16 protein-coding genes and 3 pseudogenes are annotated in these 22,890 nt (G+C 70.1%); 11 read left to right on the forward strand and 8 right to left on the reverse strand.

Features of this window, described 5'->3' with window-relative positions:
* Positions 1-951: 951 nt before the first annotated feature.
* From ACFVWD_RS32730 to ACFVWD_RS32740, 3 genes and pseudogenes are all read left to right on the forward strand, one after another.
* Positions 952-1,059: pseudogene (locus ACFVWD_RS32730) on the forward strand (phosphate transport system regulatory protein PhoU); the annotation flags it as partial.
* Positions 1,060-1,292: 233 nt separating this feature from the next.
* A complete protein-coding gene (locus tag ACFVWD_RS32735; protein WP_389601352.1) occupies positions 1,293-1,646 on the forward strand; it encodes a hypothetical protein in 354 nt (117 codons plus the stop codon).
* A 158-nt stretch (positions 1,647-1,804) separates the two neighbouring features.
* Positions 1,805-2,551, forward strand: a complete 747-nt coding sequence (locus tag ACFVWD_RS32740) for a PP2C family protein-serine/threonine phosphatase (protein ID WP_389601354.1) — start codon at positions 1,805-1,807, stop codon at positions 2,549-2,551.
* 101 nt (positions 2,552-2,652) lie between these two features.
* Here ACFVWD_RS32740 and ACFVWD_RS32745 read toward each other — a convergent pair whose 3' ends face one another.
* Positions 2,653-2,871 (reverse strand): hypothetical protein, encoded by a 219-nt coding sequence (locus tag ACFVWD_RS32745; protein ID WP_389601356.1) that lies wholly within the window; start codon positions 2,869-2,871, stop codon positions 2,653-2,655.
* Between the two features lie 185 nt (positions 2,872-3,056).
* On the opposite strand from ACFVWD_RS32745, the gene ACFVWD_RS32750 reads away from it, so the two are divergent.
* Entirely contained in the window at positions 3,057-3,488 is a 432-nt protein-coding gene (locus tag ACFVWD_RS32750) for an SRPBCC family protein (protein ID WP_389601357.1), read from the forward strand.
* A 177-nt stretch (positions 3,489-3,665) separates the two neighbouring features.
* On the opposite strand, the gene ACFVWD_RS32755 is transcribed toward ACFVWD_RS32750, so the two are convergent.
* Positions 3,666-3,947 carry a hypothetical protein gene (locus ACFVWD_RS32755; protein ID WP_389601359.1) on the reverse strand — a complete coding sequence of 94 codons (282 nt, stop codon included), beginning with the start codon at positions 3,945-3,947 and terminating at the stop codon, positions 3,666-3,668.
* Positions 3,948-4,423: 476 nt separating this feature from the next.
* On the opposite strand from ACFVWD_RS32755, the pseudogene ACFVWD_RS32760 reads away from it, so the two are divergent.
* The 3 genes and pseudogenes from ACFVWD_RS32760 to ACFVWD_RS32770 all read left to right on the forward strand — a co-directional run.
* Positions 4,424-4,755 (forward strand): annotated as a pseudogene (locus ACFVWD_RS32760) (flavin reductase family protein); the annotation flags it as partial.
* A gap of 789 nt (positions 4,756-5,544) precedes the next feature.
* Complete coding sequence (locus tag ACFVWD_RS32765; RefSeq protein ID WP_389601465.1) at positions 5,545-6,651, forward strand: PP2C family protein-serine/threonine phosphatase; 1,107 nt, start codon at positions 5,545-5,547, stop codon at positions 6,649-6,651.
* 946 nt (positions 6,652-7,597) lie between these two features.
* The gene (locus ACFVWD_RS32770) at positions 7,598-7,978 is read left to right on the forward strand and encodes a hypothetical protein (RefSeq protein WP_389601361.1); all 381 of its coding nucleotides are present in this window, start codon (positions 7,598-7,600) and stop codon (positions 7,976-7,978) included.
* Between the two features lie 419 nt (positions 7,979-8,397).
* On the opposite strand, the gene ACFVWD_RS32775 is transcribed toward ACFVWD_RS32770, so the two are convergent.
* From ACFVWD_RS32775 to ACFVWD_RS32795, 5 genes and pseudogenes are all read right to left on the reverse strand, one after another.
* Positions 8,398-9,210 carry a maleylpyruvate isomerase family mycothiol-dependent enzyme gene (locus tag ACFVWD_RS32775; protein ID WP_389601363.1) on the reverse strand — a complete coding sequence of 271 codons (813 nt, stop codon included), beginning with the start codon at positions 9,208-9,210 and terminating at the stop codon, positions 8,398-8,400.
* A gap of 318 nt (positions 9,211-9,528) precedes the next feature.
* Positions 9,529-10,767: an SWIM zinc finger family protein gene (locus ACFVWD_RS32780; protein WP_389601365.1), complete on the reverse strand. Its 1,239-nt coding sequence runs from the start codon at positions 10,765-10,767 to the stop codon at positions 9,529-9,531.
* Positions 10,764-13,652 (reverse strand): annotated as a pseudogene (locus ACFVWD_RS32785) (DEAD/DEAH box helicase). The gene ACFVWD_RS32780 and the pseudogene ACFVWD_RS32785 overlap by 4 nt, the downstream one beginning before the upstream one ends.
* 467 nt (positions 13,653-14,119) lie before the next feature.
* Positions 14,120-14,347, reverse strand: coding sequence for a hypothetical protein (locus ACFVWD_RS32790; RefSeq protein ID WP_389601367.1), 228 nt, complete (start codon positions 14,345-14,347; stop codon positions 14,120-14,122).
* A 377-nt stretch (positions 14,348-14,724) separates the two neighbouring features.
* The gene (locus ACFVWD_RS32795) at positions 14,725-15,177 is read right to left on the reverse strand and encodes a hypothetical protein (protein ID WP_389601368.1); all 453 of its coding nucleotides are present in this window, start codon (positions 15,175-15,177) and stop codon (positions 14,725-14,727) included.
* A 46-nt stretch (positions 15,178-15,223) separates the two neighbouring features.
* On the opposite strand from ACFVWD_RS32795, the gene ACFVWD_RS32800 reads away from it, so the two are divergent.
* From ACFVWD_RS32800 to ACFVWD_RS32815, 4 genes are all read left to right on the forward strand, one after another.
* Positions 15,224-17,293, forward strand: coding sequence for a SpoIIE family protein phosphatase (locus ACFVWD_RS32800; RefSeq protein WP_389601370.1), 2,070 nt, complete (start codon positions 15,224-15,226; stop codon positions 17,291-17,293).
* An 870-nt stretch (positions 17,294-18,163) separates the two neighbouring features.
* Complete coding sequence (locus ACFVWD_RS32805; protein WP_389601372.1) at positions 18,164-19,033, forward strand: esterase/lipase family protein; 870 nt, start codon at positions 18,164-18,166, stop codon at positions 19,031-19,033.
* Positions 19,034-19,837: 804 nt separating this feature from the next.
* The gene (locus ACFVWD_RS32810) at positions 19,838-20,575 is read left to right on the forward strand and encodes an esterase/lipase family protein (RefSeq protein WP_389601374.1); all 738 of its coding nucleotides are present in this window, start codon (positions 19,838-19,840) and stop codon (positions 20,573-20,575) included.
* 209 nt (positions 20,576-20,784) lie between these two features.
* The gene (locus ACFVWD_RS32815) at positions 20,785-21,606 is read left to right on the forward strand and encodes a GNAT family N-acetyltransferase (RefSeq protein ID WP_389601376.1); all 822 of its coding nucleotides are present in this window, start codon (positions 20,785-20,787) and stop codon (positions 21,604-21,606) included.
* A 69-nt stretch (positions 21,607-21,675) separates the two neighbouring features.
* Here the strand turns inward: ACFVWD_RS32815 and ACFVWD_RS32820 are convergent, their stop codons facing one another.
* Complete coding sequence (locus ACFVWD_RS32820) at positions 21,676-22,668, reverse strand: hypothetical protein (RefSeq protein WP_389601378.1); 993 nt, start codon at positions 22,666-22,668, stop codon at positions 21,676-21,678.
* Positions 22,669-22,890 lie beyond the last annotated feature (222 nt).

The following is a 22,890-nucleotide window of genomic DNA, read 5'->3' on the forward strand; positions in this document are numbered from 1 at the left end:
GCTCCGGCACCAGCGGTGCCGGAGCTCCCGACAGCCGCGGCTGCGAGGCATTCTGGCGCGCGGTACGGCGCTGCTCGGCAGCCTTGATCGCTTTCCGGAAACGCTCCACTTCGCGCAGCTCGGCAGCGCGCCCGGCCCGACCGCCCGGACTCGCTGTCCTACGCCGGGCTTTCGCCTTCTTGTCCTTCGGGCCGCCGTGGTCTCCGCTTGTCAGCTGGACGCGCCTGGAAGAACCGTCCCGACGCTGCTGCCTATCGCCGCTGGTCACACACAGCACGGAAATCGACCACCGTCCCGCCTCGACATCCCCCTGACGACGTCGCCGAACACCTACTGCGTGGGCTGAACTTCGGTGGAGGCACAGGCATTGAGGTCCATGTGATCAACCAGTCAGAGATCGACCGGCCGTGCCAGGCGCTGCGACGGGCTCATGCCGGAGCGCGGAGCAAGAAAGCGGTGCGTCAGCGGAGCCTCTGGTGGCGCGACACACCGCGCGAAGAGGTCGGCAATCCGGGTCTTCCCGGCGCCCGGCGTTCAGTGATGCGCCGAGAGCCGCAACAGCACCGGGCATTCGACGAAGGAGCCGCCGATGCCACTCCCTTCAGTCCAAGGACGCCACTGGAGCCGGTGGGGCTGCGTGCTGCCCCGTTTCCTCGCCGTCGTCACCCTCGTCCTGGGCGCCGCACTGACCGGTCCCGCCCGCGCCGCTGTCACACTCGCACGCGTCGCCAACTTCGGCTCCAATCCCGGAGTGTTGAACATGTACGTGCGCCGGCCGGCGCCCCTTCCCGCGAGCCCGCACGTGGTCGTCGGGCTGCACGGGTGTACCCAGAGTGCCCAGGTCTACGCGGACAACTCCGGGCTGCCCCGACTCGCCGTACGGCGTCTCTGCCGAAGACCACCTCGGGCGACGAGTCTCGCCACGGACCTGCGGGTCGTTGTCACCTTGCTGTCGGCCGCTACTACGAGCGGTTCGCCGACCATGCCGTGTCGGTCGCCCGGCGAGTGGTCTACCTGGTCACCGGCGAGCTGACCACAGACGCGTCACTTATTCCGTGAACCCGGCCTACGGCGGCTCGGCCCCCTCCGCTCGGTGAACTGGCGCGACCTGGGGCATCCTGCCGACGGACTGGTCACCGGCCGTCAAAGGGGCTGGGTGAGGCGCCACAGGCGGCGGGGCAGGTCCCCTTCGTCGAAGGCGTGGACCTCGTCGAGTGTCCAGCCGTCGGCAAGCATGCCGACCAGGTCGCGGGGGGAGGGGGAGGGGGGAAGAAGCGCACCGCGAAGCCGCCATGCTCAAAGACGTCGTCGCCGTGGGCGGCGCCGGTGTCGTAGTGGGCGTCACCGGTGTGGCGGGCGGTGTCGAGGAAGGTCCCGCCAGGGGCGTACGGCAGGCCACTGTGACCGTCCGTGGAGGCTGGCCGGAGGGCGCGCCGGAGCGGAGAATGGTGCTGTTGCCCAGCTCGTCGGTTGGGTGGTGGTCGGATGGACAGGCTCGGCCGGGTCGCTCCGCGCGCTGGAAGCCGACCGACGCACCGTGTCTGGATTTGCTGCGGCGGGGCGACGTCGTAGCCTTCGCCCGCCAGTGCGTCCGCTGGGCCGAACCGCGCGAGTTCTGCGTGTGCGCGAGGCTGGCCGACGTCTGAGAGACGGGAATCAACTCGCGGAGGGCCCCGGACAGGACGTCTCGTGAGGGTCCATCTCTCGGCTCGGGCTTTCGGCCGTGAGGACTCGTGTGCGAGTGTCAGCAGGTCCTGGGCCTGGCCTCCGACGGTGTGCCGGTGCGGGAAGGCGGTGGCGCTCCATGTCGTACGTCGCAGTGAGCGCGCTGAGCCATCCCGGGCTGCTCCGCGGGCGGAACGAGGACAGCCTCGTCGTCGGACCGTGGACACTGTGCGCCACCGTGACCGAGAACCCGCAGACCCTGGTCTTCCCGCTGGGGACGCCCCTCGTAGTCGCCGTCGCCGACGGGCTCGGCGGACATCCCGGCGGCGACGTGGCCAGCGCCCTGGCTGCCCACCGGCTCGCGTCGATCGGTCCCACTCTGAGCAGCGAGGACGCCGTCCGCGACGCCTTGAACGCTTGCAACCGCGCCCTGTACCGGGCCGCCGGCGGCACCGGAAGTGAGCTGGCCACCATGGGGACGACCGTCGCCGGCGTCGTCGTACAGCCCGGCTCGCTGCTGACGTTCAACGTGGGGGACAGCCGGGTGTTCGCGGCCTCCCGCGACGGGCTGCGCCAGGTGAGCGTCGACGACAGCCCTCCGCTCGAACCCGGGGAGCGCACCACGTCCGTCGTCACCCAGTGCCTGGGTGGTACGCCCGGCTACCGCCCCATCAGTCCTCACGTGACGGCCGCATCGCTGTCGCCCGGCGACCGCTACCTCATCTGCACAGACGGCCTGACCGACCCGGTGACGACGGACGTGCTCGACGCGGTGATGCGGGAGCACGACGACAACCGGGCGGCCTTCGAACTGTGGAAGGCCGCCATCGCGGCGGGCGGGCCCGACAACATCACGCTGGCGGTCGTACGCATCGGAGACGAGTAGGGGAGGCCCCTGTCGCCCTTTCGACAAGGGGTCAGACAGGGAAGACGCCTAACGCGCCGGGACGGCGATACGCGGTGGGGCGGAAATCCGGTTTACGGTGACTATGGCGTGTTGTCCCAGTCGTACGGTCCGCCACCACGCCACTCGATCAGCTCCGGGTCGTCGATGACCCGGTCCTCGGCGGGCAGGCCCGCACGGTGCAGGAAGTCCAGCACGTCGAACAGGCTGTACGCGGTGCCCGTGGGCTTGCCGTGGATCATCACGCGCCGACCCCCGTCCGACTCCGGCGAAAGCACGACCACTGGGGGGCGTACGTCCATGTCACCAGCATGCGCCGGGACCGGCCGGCCCGCAGCTTCCGGTCGTCGTCGGACAGCGTGGTCGCAGCGATGCGTGTTGCGGACCGCGTTCACCGGAACACTCGACGCCACCACCTGGCACCCCCACCGGGCGCACACTGGACACAGAGAGCCCCTGCGTCATGAGTCGAACATGGAGGTGGGCCATGAGCACCCTCGAAGAACACGTCGACGTTGGAGTGCCGATCGACAAGGCTTGGGACGACCTCCACCGCGTGGAGAACTATCCGCGGTTCGTGGAAGGAGTGCGTGAGGTCCGTACGGAGGCGGGTGGTCGAGCGCGTCTGGACGTCGAGGCCGGCGGCCGGGCCCAGGTGTTCGAGGCCGAGATCTCCGATCGCAGGGGGGAACGCGTGATGGAGTGGCACACCACCAGCGCCCCCGAACTGGTGGGTTCCTTCTCGCTGCAGCCGATCAACGAGAACCGCACCCGGGTCCAGGCACGGCTTGAGTACGACCCTGACGCGATCAGGGAGACCTTCGGCGGGCTGAAGGGATTCGCCCAGGTGAACGCGATCGAACGGCTCGTTCGCAGCGATCTGGAGCATTTCAAGGAGTGCGTGGAACAAGGGGGTTGAGCGGTAGAGAAGGCGGGCGCTGGGGGCTGTCGAGGACGGCAGCCCCCGCTCGGAGTCGCCGCCGGCGGGCCGGGGCGCCGTAGCCGCTGCGCGCCGTTCCCTCGGAGCCCGCGGTGGGGCGGGGGATCTGACGGATATGGAATGAACCCGTTTGGAGTCGCATGCTCCGAACGCCGGTCAGGTCTCGATCACGGCATCGCAGTCGGAGCAGACCACGGATGTGTACTGCACGGGGTACCAGGGAGCGCCAGGGTGTTCGGAGGGCCTCCAGCAGGCCGTCTGCATGGCGAAGGTGTCCTTGCCGCAGAGGGTCCGCGGTCCCGTCGCGGAGGGCTCCCCCGGGGCGGAGGGCGCGGCGTGCAGCTTGCGGACGGGCCGTTCCTCACCAGCCGGTATCCCCAGGGAGGAGCGCTTGGCCCTTGGGTTGTCGAGCTCGTACACGACGACGATTTCGCCCATGCCTCCACAGTAGGCGGCCGGGCGGCCGACCTGCTCGCGGCCTCGAGTCGGGTGGCTATCCAGTCCCATCCACCGGTTCGAGCCTGGCCGCCTTGAACTCCACCATGATCTCGTCAGCCAGCCGCAACGCACCCAAGAACGCGGTGTAGGGCTTGATTCCCCAGGCGGATTGAGTGACGGTCGCCCAGCAGCGCAACAGCCTGTGCCATTCCCCTTCGCATCAGCTTCGGCGGCGTGATCGCCTTCATGTACGCCGACCTGTTGATCCTCCCGATCTCATTAGCCACCGGAAGTACTACGGCGCGCGCATGGCCGACTTTCTCCTGGTCACCTTCTTCGCCGCGATGGTTGTCGCCGGTTACGTCGTCGAGTTCGCCTTCGGCGGCCTGGGACTGATCCCCGACCAGGCCGACGCCAAGATCCCCGGGGAAGGGATCACCTGGAACTACACGACCTGGCTCGACACGTTCCTGCTGCCGGACCTGTGGGCGCAGGTGGCGCGCCTCGCGCCGCTGACCGGGCCGCCCCCGTCCCGGAGAGCGAGCAGCCCTTGTACCGATTCGAGCGCGACAAAGTTCGCTGCGGCCGGGCTCACGCCGACCGCCTCCGACGTCGTACGGCCGCCTCGGGTGGCCAAGCGCCCTCCAGATGGAGGCCAGGGCGATCGCGCTCACACCGGGCGGGGAGGGGCGGTTCTTCAGCGTCGAGACGGGTGATTTGTGTACACGCCGACGCGCTCATCGTCGTTCCCGGCGCGCATCACGTGGATCCGGCCGTATGGAGCCCGCTGATCTACAACTTCCGCCATGGCGGCAGCGCCCTGCCGTACGTGCAAAGCCCTGAGGTGTTCCAGCAGGAGCGGCTCCAGCGCGGCGAAGTCACTTTCCTCGACCTTCGGCCGCTTCGCGAGGGCCCGACATGCGCAGTGCCTCTCGGTCTCCCTCACACCAGGACCGGCGCCACCGTTCCCCCGACCGCTCACTGACCCGGAGCCGTTTGGCTATCACTGCGTTCCTCTCACCCCACGTAAAGCCATCGGCGGCGAGCAAGCGCACCCGCTCGCGCACGGCCTGACCCTGCGGAGTGAGGCCACCACCCTGCGCCGCTTCCCGAGCACACCGAGCTGGGTACAGACCTCACGGGCCCGTCACCACACCGCCGATCCACCGGCGCGGACCACCCCTGTGAGTGAACGCCTCTGCTGAGCTGGGGCGATAGGGTCATAACGGAAGGTCTGGGCAGTCTCGAGGGCCGGGTCTGGCGCAGTTGTCCTTGTCATCCAAGGGGCGCGGCTGCGCCCGGCACACGTCAGGGGGCCTCTTTGCCGTCAGAGACACAACGATGCGCTCTGACGCTCCCGGGCTCCGATCGCCGAGCGACACCCGGTGCGGCCACCAGCACCGACACGGCCAGGCTGACCTTCCTGAGCGACGCCGTGCGCGGTATCGGCACAACCCTGGATCTCAAGCGCCAGGCCGGCCAACTTGCCGGCCTGGCGGTGCCGGGGTTCGCCGACTTCGCTTCGGTTCATCTGTGCGATCAGGTCGTTGCGTCGGAAGATGACCTCGCGCCCCAGGGCCTGGAGGGTGCGGTGGTGATGCACCGCGTGGCGGCAGTCCACCATGAGGACCTGGACTGCCGGGAGGAACTCCGCCCGGGGAAGACCTTCGTCTACACGACCGGCACGGCCATGGCACGATTCCTTGCGGAGATCGAACCAGTCCTCATTCCCCATGTAGGAGATGAGGTCCTGCAGCAACTTCCGGCGGAGCTCGACAGCCCGGCCGCCCGGTTGGTGCTGAAGGGCTCCTCCGTCCTGCTGGTGCATCTGGTGGCGCACGGCGGGGCCCTCGGCTTCCTGGTGTTCGGGCGCAAACCCGACCGTCCCGCTTTCGTCGCCGCGGACCTGACAGCCTGTGAGGAGGTGGCCGAGCGGGCGGCCGTGGCCCTGCACAACGCCCGGATCCACAGCGACGAAGCGACGGCATCCGCGGTGCTGCAGCGCAGCCTGCTTCCCACGCCTCCTCCTCGCCTGCCAGGGGTGGAGATCGCCTACCGGTATCACCCCAGCAGTCGCACCACGCAGGTCGGAGGCGACTGGTTTGACGTGATCCCCCTGCCGGGCCACCGAGTCGGACTCGCCATCGGCGACGTGGCAGGTCACGGCCTGCACGCGGCGGTCGTCATGGGGCAACTGCGCACGGCGGTCAGAACTCTCGCCACTTTGGACCTGCCCCCCGGGCGGCTACTGGCCCAGCTCGACGCCTTCGCACAGCACCTGGGCCACACCCAGCTGGCCACCTGCCTGTACTGCGTCTACGACCCGACGACCGGCCGCTCCACCCTCGCCAGCGCCGGCCACCTTCCGCCAGTCCTCGTGGGGCCCGACGGCAGCAATGAACTGCTGAAGGTCCCCGTCGGCGCACCCATCGGAGTGGGCAGCGTCACCTTTGACACGCTGGAACTGCTCACGGACCCCGGCAGCCTCCTCCTGCTGTGCACCGACGGCCTGGTGGAGACCCGCGGGCAGGACATCGAGGAGGCACTCCACGCGCTCGGCCGCAGACTCACCGCCCAGCACTCGTCGCTGGAGGACACCTGTGAGGCACTGATGCGGCGCCAGCATCCCGAGGGCCACCACGACGACATCACGGTCCTCATGGCCCGCCTGAACGGGATTCCATGCGATTCTCTGCGGAAGTAGCTCTGGATGCCGGGGCGGGCCGCTCAATTTCGAGCCGTCCCAAGGCGCGTTTGTTCATCGTGGCTAACCTCGGGCTTTCACGCGTGCACCCGTCCGCCCCTTGATCAAATAAGCGGAGAGTGGTGCTGACCTGCGACGATGGGACTTTTCGGGGGCCCTGCCAGATGCACGGAAAGAAGCACCCTCCAGGTGAAGAGGCGTCCCGGGTCCTCTCCGTAGATCTTGTCGAGGGCGGCGGTTGCGCTTGCCCGGTGGGGGATTCGAGATGAGGTCGGGGTCTTCGGGGTCGCGCCATGCGGGGTCGAAGTCGACCCAGTCGGTGGCGTGCTGGCAGCGGTAGCCCTGGGCGGGCGGCTGCCAGGTGCTGGGGTCCTGGTCGGCCTTGCTGTGGTTGGAAGCGCGTGAGTTCGCAGGTTCACACCCTGACACACCGTCAGGAAACCACACACCCAACAACGTGACAGTCCCTCTGTGAGCGGTGCGCACCGCTGATGGCCCACACACGGAGCGTCAGCCGCCCGGCCCGCCCGCTTCGCCGTTCCGGGCAGGAGGAACCACACGGCACCCGCGTGCCTGCCGCCCGAGCGGGACGGCCGCAATGGGTCCCCCGGACGGAGGCCCCCTCGTCGTTACGGACGTCATTGAGCCGGTCGAGGGAGTCGAGGCGGTGGGCACGGCAAGGGTGTCATGAGCTGTCATCTGCTTTTGGGCTGATCGGAGCGTGGTTCACAGCGGGGACGGTCCTGCCGCCCGGGTCCCTCCTCGTATCGATGGCCTCCGCAAGGGAGAGTTACGGATATGTCCGTGTTTTGTAACGCGAATCATTTCGTCGACCTTGTGGCAGCGAGGGGGGACACGGTGTCGGGTCTCGGCACCGAACCGAGAATTCGGATGGCACGCCGGCCCCCACCAGGGTGGGTGTGCTCGAACGTGAGGGGACAGCTTCATGTCTGTTTCTCGTACCACGGTCCGCCTGATCGCCATCTGTATGGCGTCGGGCGCCCTCGTCGGGGCGACCGCCATGCCAGCCCTCGCCGACCAAGGCGGCCATGACCGCGACAGTGGGAGGAGTTACTCGCACCGCCACACTTCGGACGCCGTGAGGGGCGACCGCGGCCACGACCGTGACCGGGATCGCGGCTGGAACGGCGACCGCGGCCACGACCGTGACCGGGACCGTGGCTGGTACGGCGACCGCGGCCACGACCGTGACCGGGACCGTGGCTGGTACGGCGACCGCGACCGTGACCGCGATCGCTTCGGCGACCGGGACCGTGACCGGCGGCACGGCTGGTACGGCGACCAGCACCAGCATCACGACCGCTAGGGCGGCCGCCGCTAGCCCGCCATGGCGGGCGTGCTGGTGATGCGACGATTCGAGTGCACCCGGTGCCACCCGTCGTCAGGCCGGCCGCGGCCGTTACACCCCGCCGGGGGCCGAAGACCGTTCTTGCAGTCTTCGGCCCCCGGGTCACTCCCGGGCCACCAGCCGGGCGAGGGCATCCGAGCTGCGCAGACCGGTGCCCTCCATCGGCACGCACCCGGAAGAACCTCGCCGACAACCGCCGCAACCTCGCCGCCGCAGGGCTCACCGAGACCGGATGGCGCCTGGCGATGGGAGGCGGCTCGCTGGTTCCTGAGTGCGGACGGTGGGTGGTCGGACAAGCGGTTCGGGAACGAGCTCAACGGGAGCCGTTGGTCGTCGAGTCCGTCGCCCAGTTCCACCAGCGCGCTCCTTGGCGCGGATCAGAAGGCTGTGTGGGCGAACCAGCAGTCGAGTGCCGTGACCTCTCCTGAGATGTCGAAGGCGGTCTCCTGGTACGACCGCCGCCCGTAGAGCAGTAGGAGGAGGTCGGCCGACTGCCCCCGTACCGCCGTCTGCGCCTTGGATGGCGCGGCGCCGGCTCCGGCCCGCGTCAGCAGTCGGAAACCGTCCGGATCCAGCCGCACCCGCCACTCCTCGCCGGTTTCGCCGACGGAGTCCGCGCACTGGAAGGCGATGGTCTCGCCGTTGCCGCGCAGCTTCGCCACGGCTGGGGCGAAGAGGCCCGCGTAGGGCAGGTTGACGAGAAACTCGTCAACCCCGTCCGCCGCCAGCGCGGGGTCGATGTCCGACTTCCGGCCGACGGCACGCTCCGCGTCCACCCGGTGCACCAGCGTTTCGAACAGCATCCGGCGGGCCCAGAACCGCGCGTGTTGGTCCTCACCCCACGCCCACATCACCGCCTGGGGATCCGTGGCCCGCAGCACGGCGGCCACTTGGGGTACGCCCGCTGCCACCCAGTCGGCATACTCCTGCGCACGTTCCGGCAGCCCCAGCTCCACGTCGCGACTGTGTGGAGGCTCCTGCACCAGCCGGGTCAGCAGCGTGGAGAACCAGCGCTGCAGCGCTCCCACGTGCCGGGTGAGCTCGGCCAGCGTCCAGTTGGGGCAGGAGGGCACGGCGGTCGCGGGGTCTGCTCCTTTGACCACCTCGGCAAACTGCAGGGTCTCCCGCTCTATCGCCTGCCGGTAGGTGTCGTAGGGCAGAGGGTGCCCCGTCTGGCTCGTCGTCTCCATCTACTGCCGTCTTTCTGTCCCCAGCATGGATCTTGTCGTGATCAGTGTGGAGGCTGGAGTCCACTCGAAGGCAAATCCGAGGGGGCGCGTCCCACAGAGGACACTGACACGAAATATTGAGTCAGTGTGCTGGTCGGGTAGCTGGGATGGGCGCTGTCGCGTTGGCCATCCGGGTGGGAGGATCGTCTGGTTGATCATGGTGGAGGGGATCGTCCGTGGAGAGCGTGTCGCCTTCGTGTAGGGGGCACCGTTATGCGCCTCCCGGCTTCCTGGTCCGGATGCTTCGCCTGGGGATCCGCGGCGTTGGCCAGGTGTTGTTCAGGTCGGTGACCGCTGTTGCCAGACGGAGGTGAGCGCTGCGACGGGGTCGGTGTCGGCTGGTGCCGCGGGCCACCATTCGCCGTCGTCGTCCTGGAGGTAGGGGTACCAGCGGGCGTCGGGGCCCAGACGCAGCTGGATGCCCTGGCCGGGGAAGGTGAGGCGGTTGCGCCAGGCCCTGAGGGGGACAGGGGTGGTCGCCATCTCGGCGAGGGTCATGGTGAGGGCGGTGCGGGCGGCTGCCATCACCGCTGGGTCGGGGGTGTGGGGCTGTTCGGCGACGGTGAGGCCGGTGGGACCGCCGTGGCGCCAGGCGCGGACGAGGCGGGCGAACGCGGTCGGTTTGGCGCCGGCGTTCTGGATCAGGTTATGGAACCACTCGGGTCCGGGGCTGCTCGCGGCGATCCGTACGGCGTCCTGGTGCTGGGTCAGGTGCAGGCAAGTGGTGTCGCCGGACAACAGCTGCGTTGTGCGTGCCGCTGCGTCGGCCATGAGCCGTTCCAGGTCCGTGAGGGACAGGCCGCTGTCGGACGGTGGGGGGACCGGCAGTGCGGCGGCGTGGGGGGATGGTGCGGGGAGGCCGGGCAACTTGGGGGTGTGTTCGGCCCAGGCGGCGTAGGCGCTGGCGGCGGGGATGCCAGCCGGAGCTGTCGGGGTGTCCGTCGCCGGGCTCGCGGTGCGGCGTGCGCGCAGATGGGCGAGGACCTCCTCGCGGCTGCGACCGCGCAGCGCGAAGAGCACGAACGGGTCGGTGTCGATGGTCGCGGCGATGGCGTAGCACAGCGCGGCGGCGTGCTTGCAGGGGTATCCCCAGTCGGGGCAGGAACAGTCCGGGTCGAGTTCGGTGGGCTGCGGCAGCAGGGGGACGCCTGCCTGGTGGGCAGCGTCGACGAGTTGGGCGGGCATCTCGCCGTCGAGGAGCGCGGCGAGATGCCCGGCACGGGCCGCGACGGCATCCAGCAGTGTGTCCCACTGGGCGTCGGTGAGGACGGGCAGGTGGACCGAGGATCGGTAGGGGCGCGGCTGGCTGCCCTGGACAGAAGCCTTGATATGGCCGGGGGCGACGGTGGTCGGGCCGACCATGCCCTTGCGGGCGTAGGTGCGTCCGCGGGACAGACGCCCGGCGTCGAGGGTGGAGTCCTCCAGGGCGGTTACCCACGCCTGGCCCCACCAGGTTGCGGCGAGGGCATGCCTGCCACGGGCGGGCGCACGGCGCTGGCCGGGCAGCGAGGGGCTCATGACTGCCTCCCCAGGGCGACGAGTTCGGCGAGGTCGGCATCGGACAGTTCGGTCAGGGCGGCCTCGCCGGAGCCGACGACGGCGTCGGCGAGCGCGCGCTTGGATTCCAGCAGCTTGGCCACCTTGTCCTCCACGGTGCCCTCTGCGAGGAGCTTGTGGACCTGGACGGGTTTGTCCTGGCCGATGCGGTAGGCGCGGTCGGTGGCCTGGTCTTCGACGGCAGGGTTCCACCAGCGGTCGTAGTGCACGACGTGGGTGGCGCGGGTGAGGTTGAGGCCGGTGCCTGCCGCTTTCAGTGACAGCAGGAATACCGGTACTTCACCGTGCTGGAAGCGGTCCACCATGTCCTCGCGGTGCGCGACGGGGGTGCCGCCGTGCAGGAGGAGGGTGGGGATGCCGCGTTCGGCGAGGTGTTTCTCCAGGAGGGCCGCCATCTTCGTGTACTGGGTGAAGACCAGGACCGACTCGCCCTCGGCGGTGATCGTGTCGATCAGCTCGTCGAGCAGGTCCAGTTTGCCGCTGCGGCCACGCAGCGGCGTGGACTGGCGCAGGTACTGGGCCGGGTGGTTGCAGATCTGCTTGAGAGCGGTGAGCAGCTTCAGCACCAGGCCGCGCCGGGCGATGCCCTCGGACTCCTCGATCTTCGCCATGGTCTCGCGGACCACCGCCTTGTACAGGCTGGTCTGCTCGGCCGTCAGCGACACGACACGGTCGGTCTCGGTCTTGGCCGGCAGTTCGGGCGCGATCCCCGGGTCGGACTTCCTGCGGCGCAGCAGGAAGGGACGGACGAGACGGGACAGGCGCTCGGCGGCCTCGGGGTCCTCGCCCGTCTCGACCGGGCGGGCGTGCCGGTCGCGGAAGGTGGAGAGCGGGCCGAGGAGTCCGGGGGTGGTCCAGTCGAGCAGCGCCCACAGTTCGGAGAGGTTGTTCTCCACCGGGGTGCCGGTGAGGGCGACACGGGCGAGGGCGGGCAGGGCGCGCAGCTCGCGGGCGGTGACGGCGTAGGGGTTCTTGACGTGCTGGGCCTCGTCGGCGGCGAGAAGCGACCAAGCCGTCTCGGCGAGGGCTTCGCGGTCGCGGCGCAGCACCCCGTAGGTGACCAGGACGATTTCATCGCCGGCCAGGTCGTCGAGGTGGCGGCTGCCGCCGTGGTAGCGGCGCACGGGCGTGGACGGCGCGAACCTGGCCGCCTCGCGCTGCCAGTTGCCGAGCAGGGAGGCGGGGCACACGACAAGGGTGGGGCCCGCGGTGGCGGGGTCGGTCTGGCGGTGCAGATGCAGGGCGAGGAGGGTGATGGTCTTGCCCAGGCCCATGTCGTCGGCGAGGCAGCCGCCGAGGCCGAGTTCGCACATCTCGGCCAGCCAGCCAAGGCCCCGCTTCTGGTAGTCGCGCAACGTGGCCTTGAGCGCGGCCGGCTGCTCGGCGGAGGTACGGGATTCGGGATCGCGGATACGAGCGACGAGGTCGCCGAACTGGCCGACCGCCGCGCAGGGGACCGGCTCGCCCTCCCTTCCCACCTCGCCGGTCAGCGCGGCGCTCAGCGCCTCCATGGGGGTGAGCGGTTACATCCGGCGGCGCCTGGCGCGGGCCACCAGCTTCGGATCGGCGACCACCCACTGGTCACGCAGCCGGACGAGGGGGCGGCGGGCCTCGGCGAGGGCGTCCATCTCGGCGTCGGTGAGCGGCTCGCCGCCGAGCGAGATCTGCCAACGGAAGTCGAGGAGGGCGTCGGCGTCGAGAAGACCGCCGGCGCTGGAGCCGGGGGCGGTGCGCTGCCCGATCTCCCCGGTCGCGGTGAGTGCCTTGACCAGCTCGCGCGGCCAGTGCACGTCGATACCGGTCGCGCGCAGCGCGTCGGTCGCGTCGCCCAGCAGGTCGAAGGCCTCGTCGTCGGTCAGCCGGAGTTCGTCGGGGGCGGCGTCTTTCAGCAGCCGCTGCAGCGGGGGCCAGACACGGGCACCGCGGCGCAGCGCGAGCAGCGTCTCGGTCTCGGCACGCGGACCGAGCAGCCGCTCGACCTCGGCCGGCGCGCTCCACAGCCGTGCTGCTTGGACGAGGAGCGCCGGATCCGCCGCGGTGTGCAACTGCAGGACGGCCCTGAACTGCCGGCGCCGCCCCTCGGGCAGGTCGACGCGTAGCGAGACACCGACCTCGGCGGTGAGCGCAGCGGTGGTCTCTTCGGACCACTCGCGCAGGGCGGGCACGGCACGCACCTCACGCCAGGCGTACGGCAGTGCTCCCACGGCGAGTGGCGCGGCCGGGGTACGGACCAGGTCGTCGGCGACCGCGTCGCAGAACTGGCGTACCAGGGCCGCCGGTTCGGCGATCCGCAGCGGTGGCGGACCCGGTTCCGGCAGGCAGTGGGCGTGCGGCGGGAACGCGGCGGCCAGGGAGTCCAGCGTCTGCCGCTGGGCGACGGTGAAGGGGCCCGCCTGCCAGGTGTCGTAACCGGCAGGGGTGAGGGCCGGGTGAAGGCGGCCGTCGGCGAGCAGCCGCAGCGCGAACCGGGCGGCGGCCTGCCAGGCAGTGGCGGACGGATGTGACGGCCGCGCCCCCTCCAGGGCAGACACGGCGACAGTGACGGGCAGCGCGTAGCCCTCCACCCTGCGCCGTCTGACCGAGCGGCCGTGCGGCAGCACCAGTTCCACCGAGTCGGTTTCCACACTCGGACGCATGCCATCGTCCTCGGCGACCGCCCCGGCAGGCTGCCAGAGCAGCACACGCCCGAGACGGGCCGGCTCTCCGGGCAGGAACACCGCCGCCCAGCCCCCGTCGAGCAGCCCACGTGCCCAAGTGGCAGCCCCGGGGGCTGCCAGCGGCGGTGCGCTCAACGTGCCCGTGCCCGGTTCTCGTACGACGATCCGTGCCACGCTCTTCCGCTCCATCGCCATCCGGGGCGGTCCTCACCGCACACGCCCACCACCGGACTTCACCACGCACTGTCACCCACCGGCAAGTTCGGGCCATACCGTCACGGGTGGGGAGGAGGTTTTAACGGCCGCGGGCCCGTCGACGTCGGGCGGATGGGGACACGTTCGCCAAGTGGGCCGCCGCCGTCTCCGACACCCTGGCGCTCGGCCTGACCAACGAGGGCATCGGTATGGGCCTGCCGATCGTTGTCCTTCCCCACTTCAAGGACGCCCGCGCCGCATTCGGCCGTCGCCGGGCACTTCGACGTCCTGCATGAGGGGGCGTCACCGTGCTGCTCGGAGAGGGCGGCTTCACGCCGCACAAGCCGCGTAACGGCGACCTCGACGCGTACCCGTGGCAGGCTGCTCTCGATGGTCTCCCAGCCTGATCACCCGGGAAGGGTCCAAGGAGCTTTCCGAGGGCCCTTCCCGCGTGATCAGGTTTAGGCTGCGGCCCCGCTCTGAGCACGCTCAGCGGGACGGCTCGAACGGGCCGACAGCCAGAGTGCCGTCGCCCTCCAGGCGGACGTGGTGGGCGAGCTGGGCGAGGCGAGGACCTGCTCGGGGCTGAGGCCGGCCCCGGCTGCGACGGCGCGCAGGCGGCGGCTTGCGTCTGCGGGCAGCCACACCTTCGCCCGCAGTTCGTCCTTCGCCTCCTGCTGCGCCCGCACCCATGAGGCATGGCGGTCCAGAGCGCTCTGCCGCCGCGTCTCCCGCTCCTGTGCCCAGTTCCTCGACGGGACGGTCCTGCTCAGGGTCGAACGCCGTCCAGCCGCAGGCGTCCATCAGGGCCGCGATCCGCCCGCTATTGGGTGTGCTTGGCCGCCCACAAGTCCGCCAGTTCCTCCAGTTCCTCCGGGGCGGTCGCGTACGGCTCGCGGCCAAGGCTTCTGCCAGCTGTATGCGAACGAGGTCTGCGTCCAGGCGTCGGTCGGGTCGACGGCCGCCGCTGCTGCTGTCGCCGCTACGGCGAGCGGGGCGGGCGGCAGGGTGAGCGCGGCGCCGCCCGCCAGCAGGTCGGCCCCGGCTCGTAAGAGAGATCTCCTGTTCATCGCGTGTCCTTTCCGGTGGGGGAGTGGAGGTCGATCGCGTCGGCCATCGCCTGGAGGCCGCCGTCGTCGAAGTGCAGGTGGTCGCCGGAGTCGCAGGCCGGCCGGATCCGGTCGGGAGCGACGGGGTCGCGGACGGCGGCGTCGAAGTCCGCCACCGCGTCGAAGATGCCGCCGTACCGGGTCACGTCGTTGGCGGACTGCCGTACGGCGACGCGGGCCGCGGTCCAGCCGCCGTTTCCGCCGTACGGGGTGATCGTGCCGCCGACGACGCGGATGCCGCCGGCGTGGGCGCGCGAAACGATCTCACGGTACGCAGCCGCGCAGGCGGCGGGATCGGTCTGGTTGGGGCTGCCCTTGACGGCATTGGCCGTACGGCGTTCAGCACCACCTCGCCAGGTCGGCAGGCAATCCGCAGCCTCGCGCTGAAGCGCGTTGCGGCGAGTCCGCACGGATACTGGAAGAGAGGGCTGTGCGGGGCAGATGGGACGTGTGGTGATGCGGGCACCCGTAGATGATGTGGCCGGCGGTGCTGCCTGGGATGCGGGTGGCTGGCTGGGGGAGCTACGGGTCGCGGTCGTGGCCACGAACGTCGATGGGACGATCGTGCGCTGGGACCACGGGGCGCAGGCTCTGCTCGGGTATCCGTCGCGGGAGGTCGTGGGTCGGCCCATCGCCGATCTGCTGCACCCGGGCGCCGACCGCAGCCTCGGCCGGTCCTTGTGGGACAGCGCGACCGCCGACCGCGGGGTCATGGCCACGGTGACCGCCTGGCACCGCGACGGACATCCACTTGAGCTGGAGATCTGGGCGGCGCCCGTCCCGGCCCGCCACCGCGGCGGCACCACTGTGCTGGTCTTCGCTGCCGACGCTCACACCGCCCGTGGCATCCGCGGTTCCTCCGCGGTATGGGACGGGTTGTTCGTCCGCTCTCCCGTCGGCATTGCCGTCTTCGACACCCAACTGCGGTTCCTGCGCGTGAACCAGGCTCTCCAGGCCATGAACGGCCTGGAGGAGAATGCCCACATCGGACGCAGCGTAGTGGAGCTGCTGCACACGGTGAACGCGGCCGAGATGGAATCCGCGATGCGGCAGGTCATGGCCACCGGGAAGCCCGTCCTTGATTTTCGCCGCACGGGCCGCACCCACGCCGATCCCCGCCATGAGCGCGTCTGGTCGTGCTCCTACGTCAGGCTGGAGGACCCCGACGGCCGACCGATCGGGCTGACCGCCTCCCTGATCGACATCACCGCCCAACAACAGGACCAGCTCGAAGCAGAAGCAGGCAGGCGCCGCCTGGCCCTGGTGAATGAGGCGAGCGTCAAGATCGGGACCAGTCTGGACCTGGAACGCACGGCCCAGGAGCTCGCGGAAGTCGCCGCGCGCGACCTGGCGGACGCTGTCACCGTCGACGTCCTGGAAGCCCTCACCACCGGTGGAGACCTCGGCCCGGGCCTGGTCGGCGGCACCGCTCTGCGCCGCCTCGGGAAAGCTCCCCCGGCCGGCTCACGTATCGCGGACATCCTCGCCCCGCTCGGACGAACCCTGACCTTCCCTGCCGGAGCGCCCTACACACAGGTCCTCGCCGACCGCGAGACCTTCATGATTGCCCACCTGGACAAGAATGCCATCGCCCCAGCGGCCCGCCATACACCGGCGCCCGCACAACTTCTCGAGCACGGCGTGCACTCGTTCATGATGGTGCCGCTGATCGCCCGCGGCGTCGTGCTCGGCCTCGGCACCTTGTACCGGAGCCGGCCCGCCGGCCCGTTCACGGACGACGACGTGAGCCTCGCCGGCGAACTCGCGGCCCGCGCCGCCATCTGCGTGGACAACGCACGTCTCTACCGCCGTGAACACGACACCGCCCTCGTGCTCCAAAGAAGCCTGCTTCCCCAGCACATTCCCCAGCTCCCGGGGATGGAGATCGCCCACCGCTACCTGCCCGCCAGCGATGTCAACGAAGTCGGCGGCGACTGGTACGACGTAATCCGACTCGACGGCGGAAGGGCCGCGCTCACCATCGGCGACGTCATGGGACACGGCACCGCGGCCGCAGCCGTCATGGGACGGCTCTCCGTCAGCGTCCGCGCACTGGCGCGGCTCGACCTCGCACCCGAGAACCTGCTGCACCAGCTGGAAGCCGCACTGGAAGACCTCACCGAGCCGATGCTGGCCACCTTCCTCTACACCGTCATCGACCCCGCGAACGGCCGGTGCCAAATCACCCGCGCCGGGCACCCCCCGCCCGCCGCCGTCTCACCCGACGGCACCGCCCGCCTCCTCGACGTGCCACCCGGTGTCCCACTCGGTGTCGGCGGCACCCCCTTCACCACCACCGATGTCACCCTCCAGCCCGGCAGCACCCTCGTCCTGTACACCGACGGGCTCGTCGAGGCCCGCGGCAGCGACATCGACGAACGCCTCGCCGAACTCACCCACCTCCTCGAACAACCCGCCCCGACCCTGGACGAGCTGTGCGACCGCCTGCTCATCCACCTGACGCCCGCCTCCATCGACGACGACATCGCACTCCTCGCCGCCCGCCTCGGCCCCAGCACCGGTTGAACCCCGGCCGCGCACACAGGCCACCACTCCTTGTGCAGAATCTCGTGGCACAGGACAGATCGATCCCAGGTGAGGCAGAATCACCCGCTCGATCGACCTGCCCAACGGCTGGAACGACAAGTCCGCTGCCGGGACGACAGACGGTACTCGGAGTGACCGCCGAGGCCGTGCTGCTGCGCCCCGTTCGGGAGTCGGCCTCGCGCTCTGCCCAGCAGCACCCGGTACGAGTGGGCCCGCTTCCCCAACTTGGCGGGCACCGCAATCGCCCCGGTCAGCCCTCCTGGGAGGGTGAAACCCGCCCGTGCATCCTGAACGAGCGCTACCGCTTCGAGGAATTCCGGGTCGGGGGGTCCAGATGCTTTTCCAGGAAGGTGATCTCCGCCGTGACGGCCTGTTCGTGCGACTCGAGGAACGGGGCGTAATGACGGCCCGTCAGGTGAAGGACAGTTCGCCCAGCTCACCGGCCTCGGCTGGACGCGCGCGGGCGTCTGCCCGGCGTGCCTGCCGCCGCCCGCTCGCGCGCAGGGCTGGAGCGCCGCGCCACCGCCTCCAAGGCGGTCCGCACCACTCTGGTCTCGCTGGCCGGCCTGGTCGGTAAGCCCATCAAACCCCACTTAAATATGAATTCTCTCGGAAATTCAGACATAGCGAACCATGATGGCGTGAGGTGGGTCACCTATCTATTGCTGACACCTGGAACTTCGGCTTAACGTCCCCGAAATCCGTTTGAACGGACCGCGTAACTGGCCGGTTGCCGCTGGCGGCGGCCTTCGAGTGCAGGCTCCGAGTGGAGCCCTCTCCGTGCGGCGGGGCGCGTTTCCCGGCCTGGATCCGACTGCGCACACCCCGTGCGCCGTAAGGAGTCGTAGCATGCTTCCTTTCGTATGCCGCAGCACGGGAGTGACCCTTCTGGGCCGGGCCGGGCGGTCGGCTTCCCGTGGGAGCCTGCTCCCGGTCCGCGCGATCACCGGAGCCGTCTTCGGCGCCGCCGTGGAGGTGGCCGCGATCATCGCGGCGCTGGCCCTGTACCCGTCCGGCATGGGCGAGGAACGCCACACGGTCCGATCCCGCCTGGGGCCGCCGCCAGACGGCACTGTGCCTTTTCCTGTCATCTCCGCAGACAGCCCAGTTCTGCTGGTACACGGGATGAGCAGTAACCGGGCGATCTTCCACGTCTTGAGACGCGGCCTGCGGCAAGCGGGCTTTCGCCGGGTGGCCGAGCTGAACTACTGCTGGCTGAGCAACGACGTCCGCAGCGCCGCGCGGTTGCTGGCGGACGAGGTGGAGCGGGTTTGCGAGGCCAGCGGGCACGAGCGCGTCCATGTGATCGGCCACAGCCTCGGAGGCGTGGTCGCCCGCTACTACGTGCAGCGCATGGGCGGTGACGCCCGTGTACACACGCTGGTCACTCTGGGCGCCCCGCACCACGGCACGCTGGCCGCGATGGTGCCGCTGCCGCATCAGACGATCCGGCAGCTCCGGCCCGGCAGCGACGTGCTCGTGGAGCTCGCCGGGCCCGCTCCCGGTTGCGGAACCCGCTTCGTTGCGTTCCACAGTGACCTCGACGAGCTGATCGTCCCCACCGCCAACGCCAGGCTTGACCACCCCGACCTTCAGGTCAGCAACGTCCCCGTGCGGGCTGTCGGTCACGTCTCGCTGCCCCTGCACGGCAGGGTCGTCGGCGAGGTCTGCCGCGTGCTCCGCGATGCGCATGTCGCCGAGCCTCGGGCCGCAGCTTGAGCCGGAGCAGCCCTGCGAGGGGACCGTCCCGGTGCCGGGCCCAAGGCGGCGATGGGAGCGGTCTGCCCCAGCCGTCGGACGGGGCACGGCGCGGACCGGTCGGTGGCGAGGGGTGCGACGGCGTCTGGGGCGGTGTGTTTCCGGGCCTCGGAGACCACACCAGGGACGTATGCCGCTGGCCCACCGGGGTCACCGATTCTGGGCATCTCTGAAGGACCGACTTCTGGGCCACGCAGGAGAAGCGACGTCGTTGGCGGCCACACGCCGTCGCCTCCGGTGGGCGAGGAGTGCTCCAGGGCTGGAATCTCGCTCCGAATTTCCCCGAAGAGAAGAGGGGGAGGCGATCCAGACGGCATCTCAACTGGCGTTCGGGCACGTTGTTGAGTTCTCAAGTCGGTAATTTGGTCCTACGTATTCCATTTTTCCACACCCCCCAGAAATGATATTTGCTTAACAAGAGGTAGCGATCAAAAGGAGGCGACCGTTGGCAGGGCGGTTGGCTGCCCGTCGATGAGCGCCGTATGGACTGTGTCCTGGTCGGCGGGGTACCCGGTCCGGGCAGCGACCGCCGTTCCGGCCATCCCCACCACCGCAGGAAACGCTGCGGTGGTGGGGAATCCGCTGCGGTGGTGGGGAATCCGGTCGGCACGCGCAACGTTTCCCCAAGAGGGCCCACAGAGGCCGGGACAAGCGGGGGCCTACGCAGGGAGGTGAACGGCCACGGGCATTCCTTTCGGGCCGCACCTGTCGGTGCCGGGGCTGCCGCCGGTGCGCGGCGTCGGTGTCGAGGCAAGCAGGGCTGCCATGCGCTTGGTCCGGCTCCCGCTCGACATGGCCGCGGAGAGCGTCGGGCAGCTGACGGGCCAGTTCAGTCGTTCCAAGTCCCGGCGGTCGACGGGCCGGGATGAACAGCTGCTGACCGATTCGGGGATCCCGGTGCTGTTGGTGCATGGGCTGGCCGACCGGGCATCGATCGTCTCGCCGCTGCAGCGCGAGCTGCGCGGCTGCGGCGTGGGCCCCCTTTCCCTGGCCAGCTATAACGTACTCACCCCGGACATCCGCACCGCGGCCCGGGTGCTGGGCCAGCAGGTGGAGCTGGCGTCTGCCCAAAGCTCGGGGCTGCCCGTGGTCCTGATCGGGTACAGCCTGGGTGGGCTGATCGCCCGCTACTACGTGCAGCGGCTCGCTGGGGACGCGTACGTGCCGCTGGTGATCACGCTGGCCACGCCGCACGGCGGGACCGCAACGGTCCTGCTGGCCCCGCCCCATCCACTACTGCGCCAGCTACGGCCGGGAAGCGAGCTGCTGACCGAGCTCGCCGAGCCTGCCGCGGGATGCCGTACTCGCTTCGTGGCCTTCTACAGTGACATGGACGAGGCCGTCATCCCTGCCGCCAAGGGCTGCATCGACCATCCCGACCTCAAGGCCCGCAACGTGCTCGTGCCTGGTGTTGGCCACCTGACGCTGCCCCTCTACCAGCCGGTCGTCGAGCAGGTGCGCTCGCTGCTGACCGCGATCCAGCAGGCGACCTTCGGCGCATGACCGTCCTGCCCGGCAACACCCCGCAGCGTGGCGGCCCGGTCACCCGCGGCACTGCCACCGGCCCCCGTGACAGCAGGGATGAAACGGGGGAGGCTGGCAGATAGCCGGTAAGAACGTCAGCACGAATGCGGACGGACGATATGGCCTTTTCGCCCAGCCCCCAAAGCGGGTCGACGGTACGCCCGTATCGCCCCGAGGACGAACCGGGAGTGCGAGAGCTGATTGATGCCGACCGGCTGCCGGGACAGCCGCACTGCACCCCGGAGAAGCTGGCCGCGGCGCGGCGCGGTCTTGTCCCCCCGGCCGGCTGGGCAGTACCGACCCGGCCGCGGATCAGCGTTCTGGCCGATGCCGAGGACAATCCTCGCGGCATCATCGGGTACCTGTCCTGGACCGATGTGCACAGCGGCCTCATCTGCTGGGTACACGCCCAGGAGGAACCCCCTGCCCTGCGTGCCTTGCTCAGCCATGCCCTGGCCGACCTTGCCCCCTGCCCGCAGACCGACGCATTCGTCGGCGCTCCGCCAGGTCCCCTGGGGCCGGGCGGCCTACCCCGCACCCGCCGCGGCGCCACCCACGACGCCCTGCTGCAGACCGGCTTCACCGGCCGCCGCCAGGGCTGCTACCTCCACTGCGCCCTACCGGCAGAGCCCCCGCCGACCAAGCTGGTCGCCGATGTGTTCCCCTGCGACTTCCCCCCGGGCCACCGACTGATCATCCGTGAGGCCGCGGAGCCGGTCGCCGAAGCCCTGGTCAGCGTCGGACCCGATCGCACCGCGACCGTGTACTGGATCGAGACCCAGCACACGCGCCGCCACTGTGGCCTGGGCCGCAAGCTGCTCGGTCAGGCACTGGCCCTGCTGGCCGAGCAAGGCGCCACCGAAGTCGCTCTGGTCGTCGATGACGCCTCGCAGCCCTGCCCTGACGGCCAGGCCGCCCACCGGCTGTTCGAGTCCTTCGGCTTCACGCTCGTCGACCAGCTGTGGACCTACCAGCACCGACGCCCCCGGGTCCCGCGGACTGCCGCGTGATCCCAGGGGCGTGACGCCCGGTGCTCAAAAGGGACGTGGCGCCAGGCAACCCCGCCCAGCACGGGCCGGTCAGGCCGGTCCGGCGTGGACTCGTTCGGCGGCGGCGAGGATGGTGGAGCGTGCCTGATGGCGACGCTCGTATTCCAGCACCCGCCGAGTGAGACCCTCCTCGGCGTCACCTAGCCGCTTGCGGATCTCGCCCGCATTCATGCTGTCGTAACCGAGCCAGGGCTCGGGCCCGAGCAGGTCCGCGACCCTGCTCAGGACCGCGGATCTGCCGGCGTGGGCACGCTCATAGGCGCCGACCGTGGCCAGATCCGTCTGGGACAGGTGCGGGAGCCGGCCGAGGATCATCCTGGTGCTGAGCCGACGGTAGTCGGAGATCGGCAGCTCGTCCTCCGTGATGAGGGCTCCCTCCGGCGCACCCTGGAGCCGGTCCACGCCAGGCATGCGTTCGGCCGTCTCCCGAAGCCAGCTGCTCCAGTCGCGGACCGCCTGGGCGGCACCGGCGGTGCCCAGGCCCTCAGCGGTCTCGGCGGCCAGCACTGCCGCCTCGGCGCGCTGCTCGAGGCTGCTGCCGAGTTCTTCCAGCGCCTCCTCGTCGTCACGGCGGATGGAGCCCAGCAGCTCCGAGGTGGCGGCGTCCGCGGCCTCCTCGGCGATACGCTCGGCGGCCCGGCAGATGGCCACGGCGAACGCGGTGACCGCGTACTCATCCTCGGCGTTCTTCAATAGCTGGTGCTCCGTCGCCTTTCCCGGGCCCCGCGACACGGCGTTCGGGACGGCCATTGCCGCATCGAAGGGCAGCCGGACGGCCTGCCCGGTGAGGTGCCAGGCATTCCCGATAACGGTCTGCATCAGCCCGCGGGGCTGCAGCGTACCCAGACGTTCGTCGATGCGGTACACATGGCCCCGGGAGTCCCCGACGCGGCGCTCCAGGACCTCCCGGTACTCCCCGGCGGGCGTGACCATGAGGTGCGCTTTGCAACGGTCAGCCAGCGCGGCCTGGGCCTCGCGGACCTCGCGCAGGGCCGGAACGAGCATGTCTGTGGCTATGGCCATCACGTTTCCTTACGGCTAGTGCGATGCTCGGCAAGAATTGGCCGACGAACGGCCGCGCCCCCCTTCCACCGTCTCCCGAAACGGCCGCTCTCGCATCTTCCCGCCAGGCACGTGCTATTGAGGCAGTTGCCCAGCTGCCCCCCGGCTCCACGCAACTCGGGACAGTCCGTCGGCTCCACCCAACTCGGGGCAGTCCGGGGACTCCACGAAACCGGGGGCGGC

Origin of the sequence: Streptomyces sp. NPDC058086, assembly GCF_042885015.1 — a bacterium.
In the GTDB taxonomy this organism is placed as follows: Bacteria; Actinomycetota; Actinomycetes; order Streptomycetales; family Streptomycetaceae; genus Streptomyces.

Coding starts and splice junctions, on each gene's coding strand:
- ACFVWD_RS32735 (WP_389601352.1), top strand. CDS start 1,293: ATGCTCAAAGACGTCGTCGCCGTGGGCGGCGCCGGTGTCGTAGTGGGC.
- ACFVWD_RS32740 (WP_389601354.1), top strand. CDS start 1,805: ATGTCGTACGTCGCAGTGAGCGCGCTGAGCCATCCCGGGCTGCTCCGC.
- ACFVWD_RS32745 (WP_389601356.1), bottom strand. CDS start 2,871: ATGGACGTACGCCCCCCAGTGGTCGTGCTTTCGCCGGAGTCGGACGGG.
- ACFVWD_RS32750 (WP_389601357.1), top strand. CDS start 3,057: ATGAGCACCCTCGAAGAACACGTCGACGTTGGAGTGCCGATCGACAAG.
- ACFVWD_RS32755 (WP_389601359.1), bottom strand. CDS start 3,947: ATGGGCGAAATCGTCGTCGTGTACGAGCTCGACAACCCAAGGGCCAAG.
- ACFVWD_RS32765 (WP_389601465.1), top strand. CDS start 5,545: ATGCACCGCGTGGCGGCAGTCCACCATGAGGACCTGGACTGCCGGGAG.
- ACFVWD_RS32770 (WP_389601361.1), top strand. CDS start 7,598: ATGTCTGTTTCTCGTACCACGGTCCGCCTGATCGCCATCTGTATGGCG.
- ACFVWD_RS32775 (WP_389601363.1), bottom strand. CDS start 9,210: ATGGAGACGACGAGCCAGACGGGGCACCCTCTGCCCTACGACACCTAC.
- ACFVWD_RS32780 (WP_389601365.1), bottom strand. CDS start 10,767: ATGAGCCCCTCGCTGCCCGGCCAGCGCCGTGCGCCCGCCCGTGGCAGG.
- ACFVWD_RS32800 (WP_389601370.1), top strand. CDS start 15,224: ATGCGGGCACCCGTAGATGATGTGGCCGGCGGTGCTGCCTGGGATGCG.
- ACFVWD_RS32805 (WP_389601372.1), top strand. CDS start 18,164: ATGCTTCCTTTCGTATGCCGCAGCACGGGAGTGACCCTTCTGGGCCGG.
- ACFVWD_RS32810 (WP_389601374.1), top strand. CDS start 19,838: ATGCGCTTGGTCCGGCTCCCGCTCGACATGGCCGCGGAGAGCGTCGGG.
- ACFVWD_RS32820 (WP_389601378.1), bottom strand. CDS start 22,668: ATGGCCATAGCCACAGACATGCTCGTTCCGGCCCTGCGCGAGGTCCGC.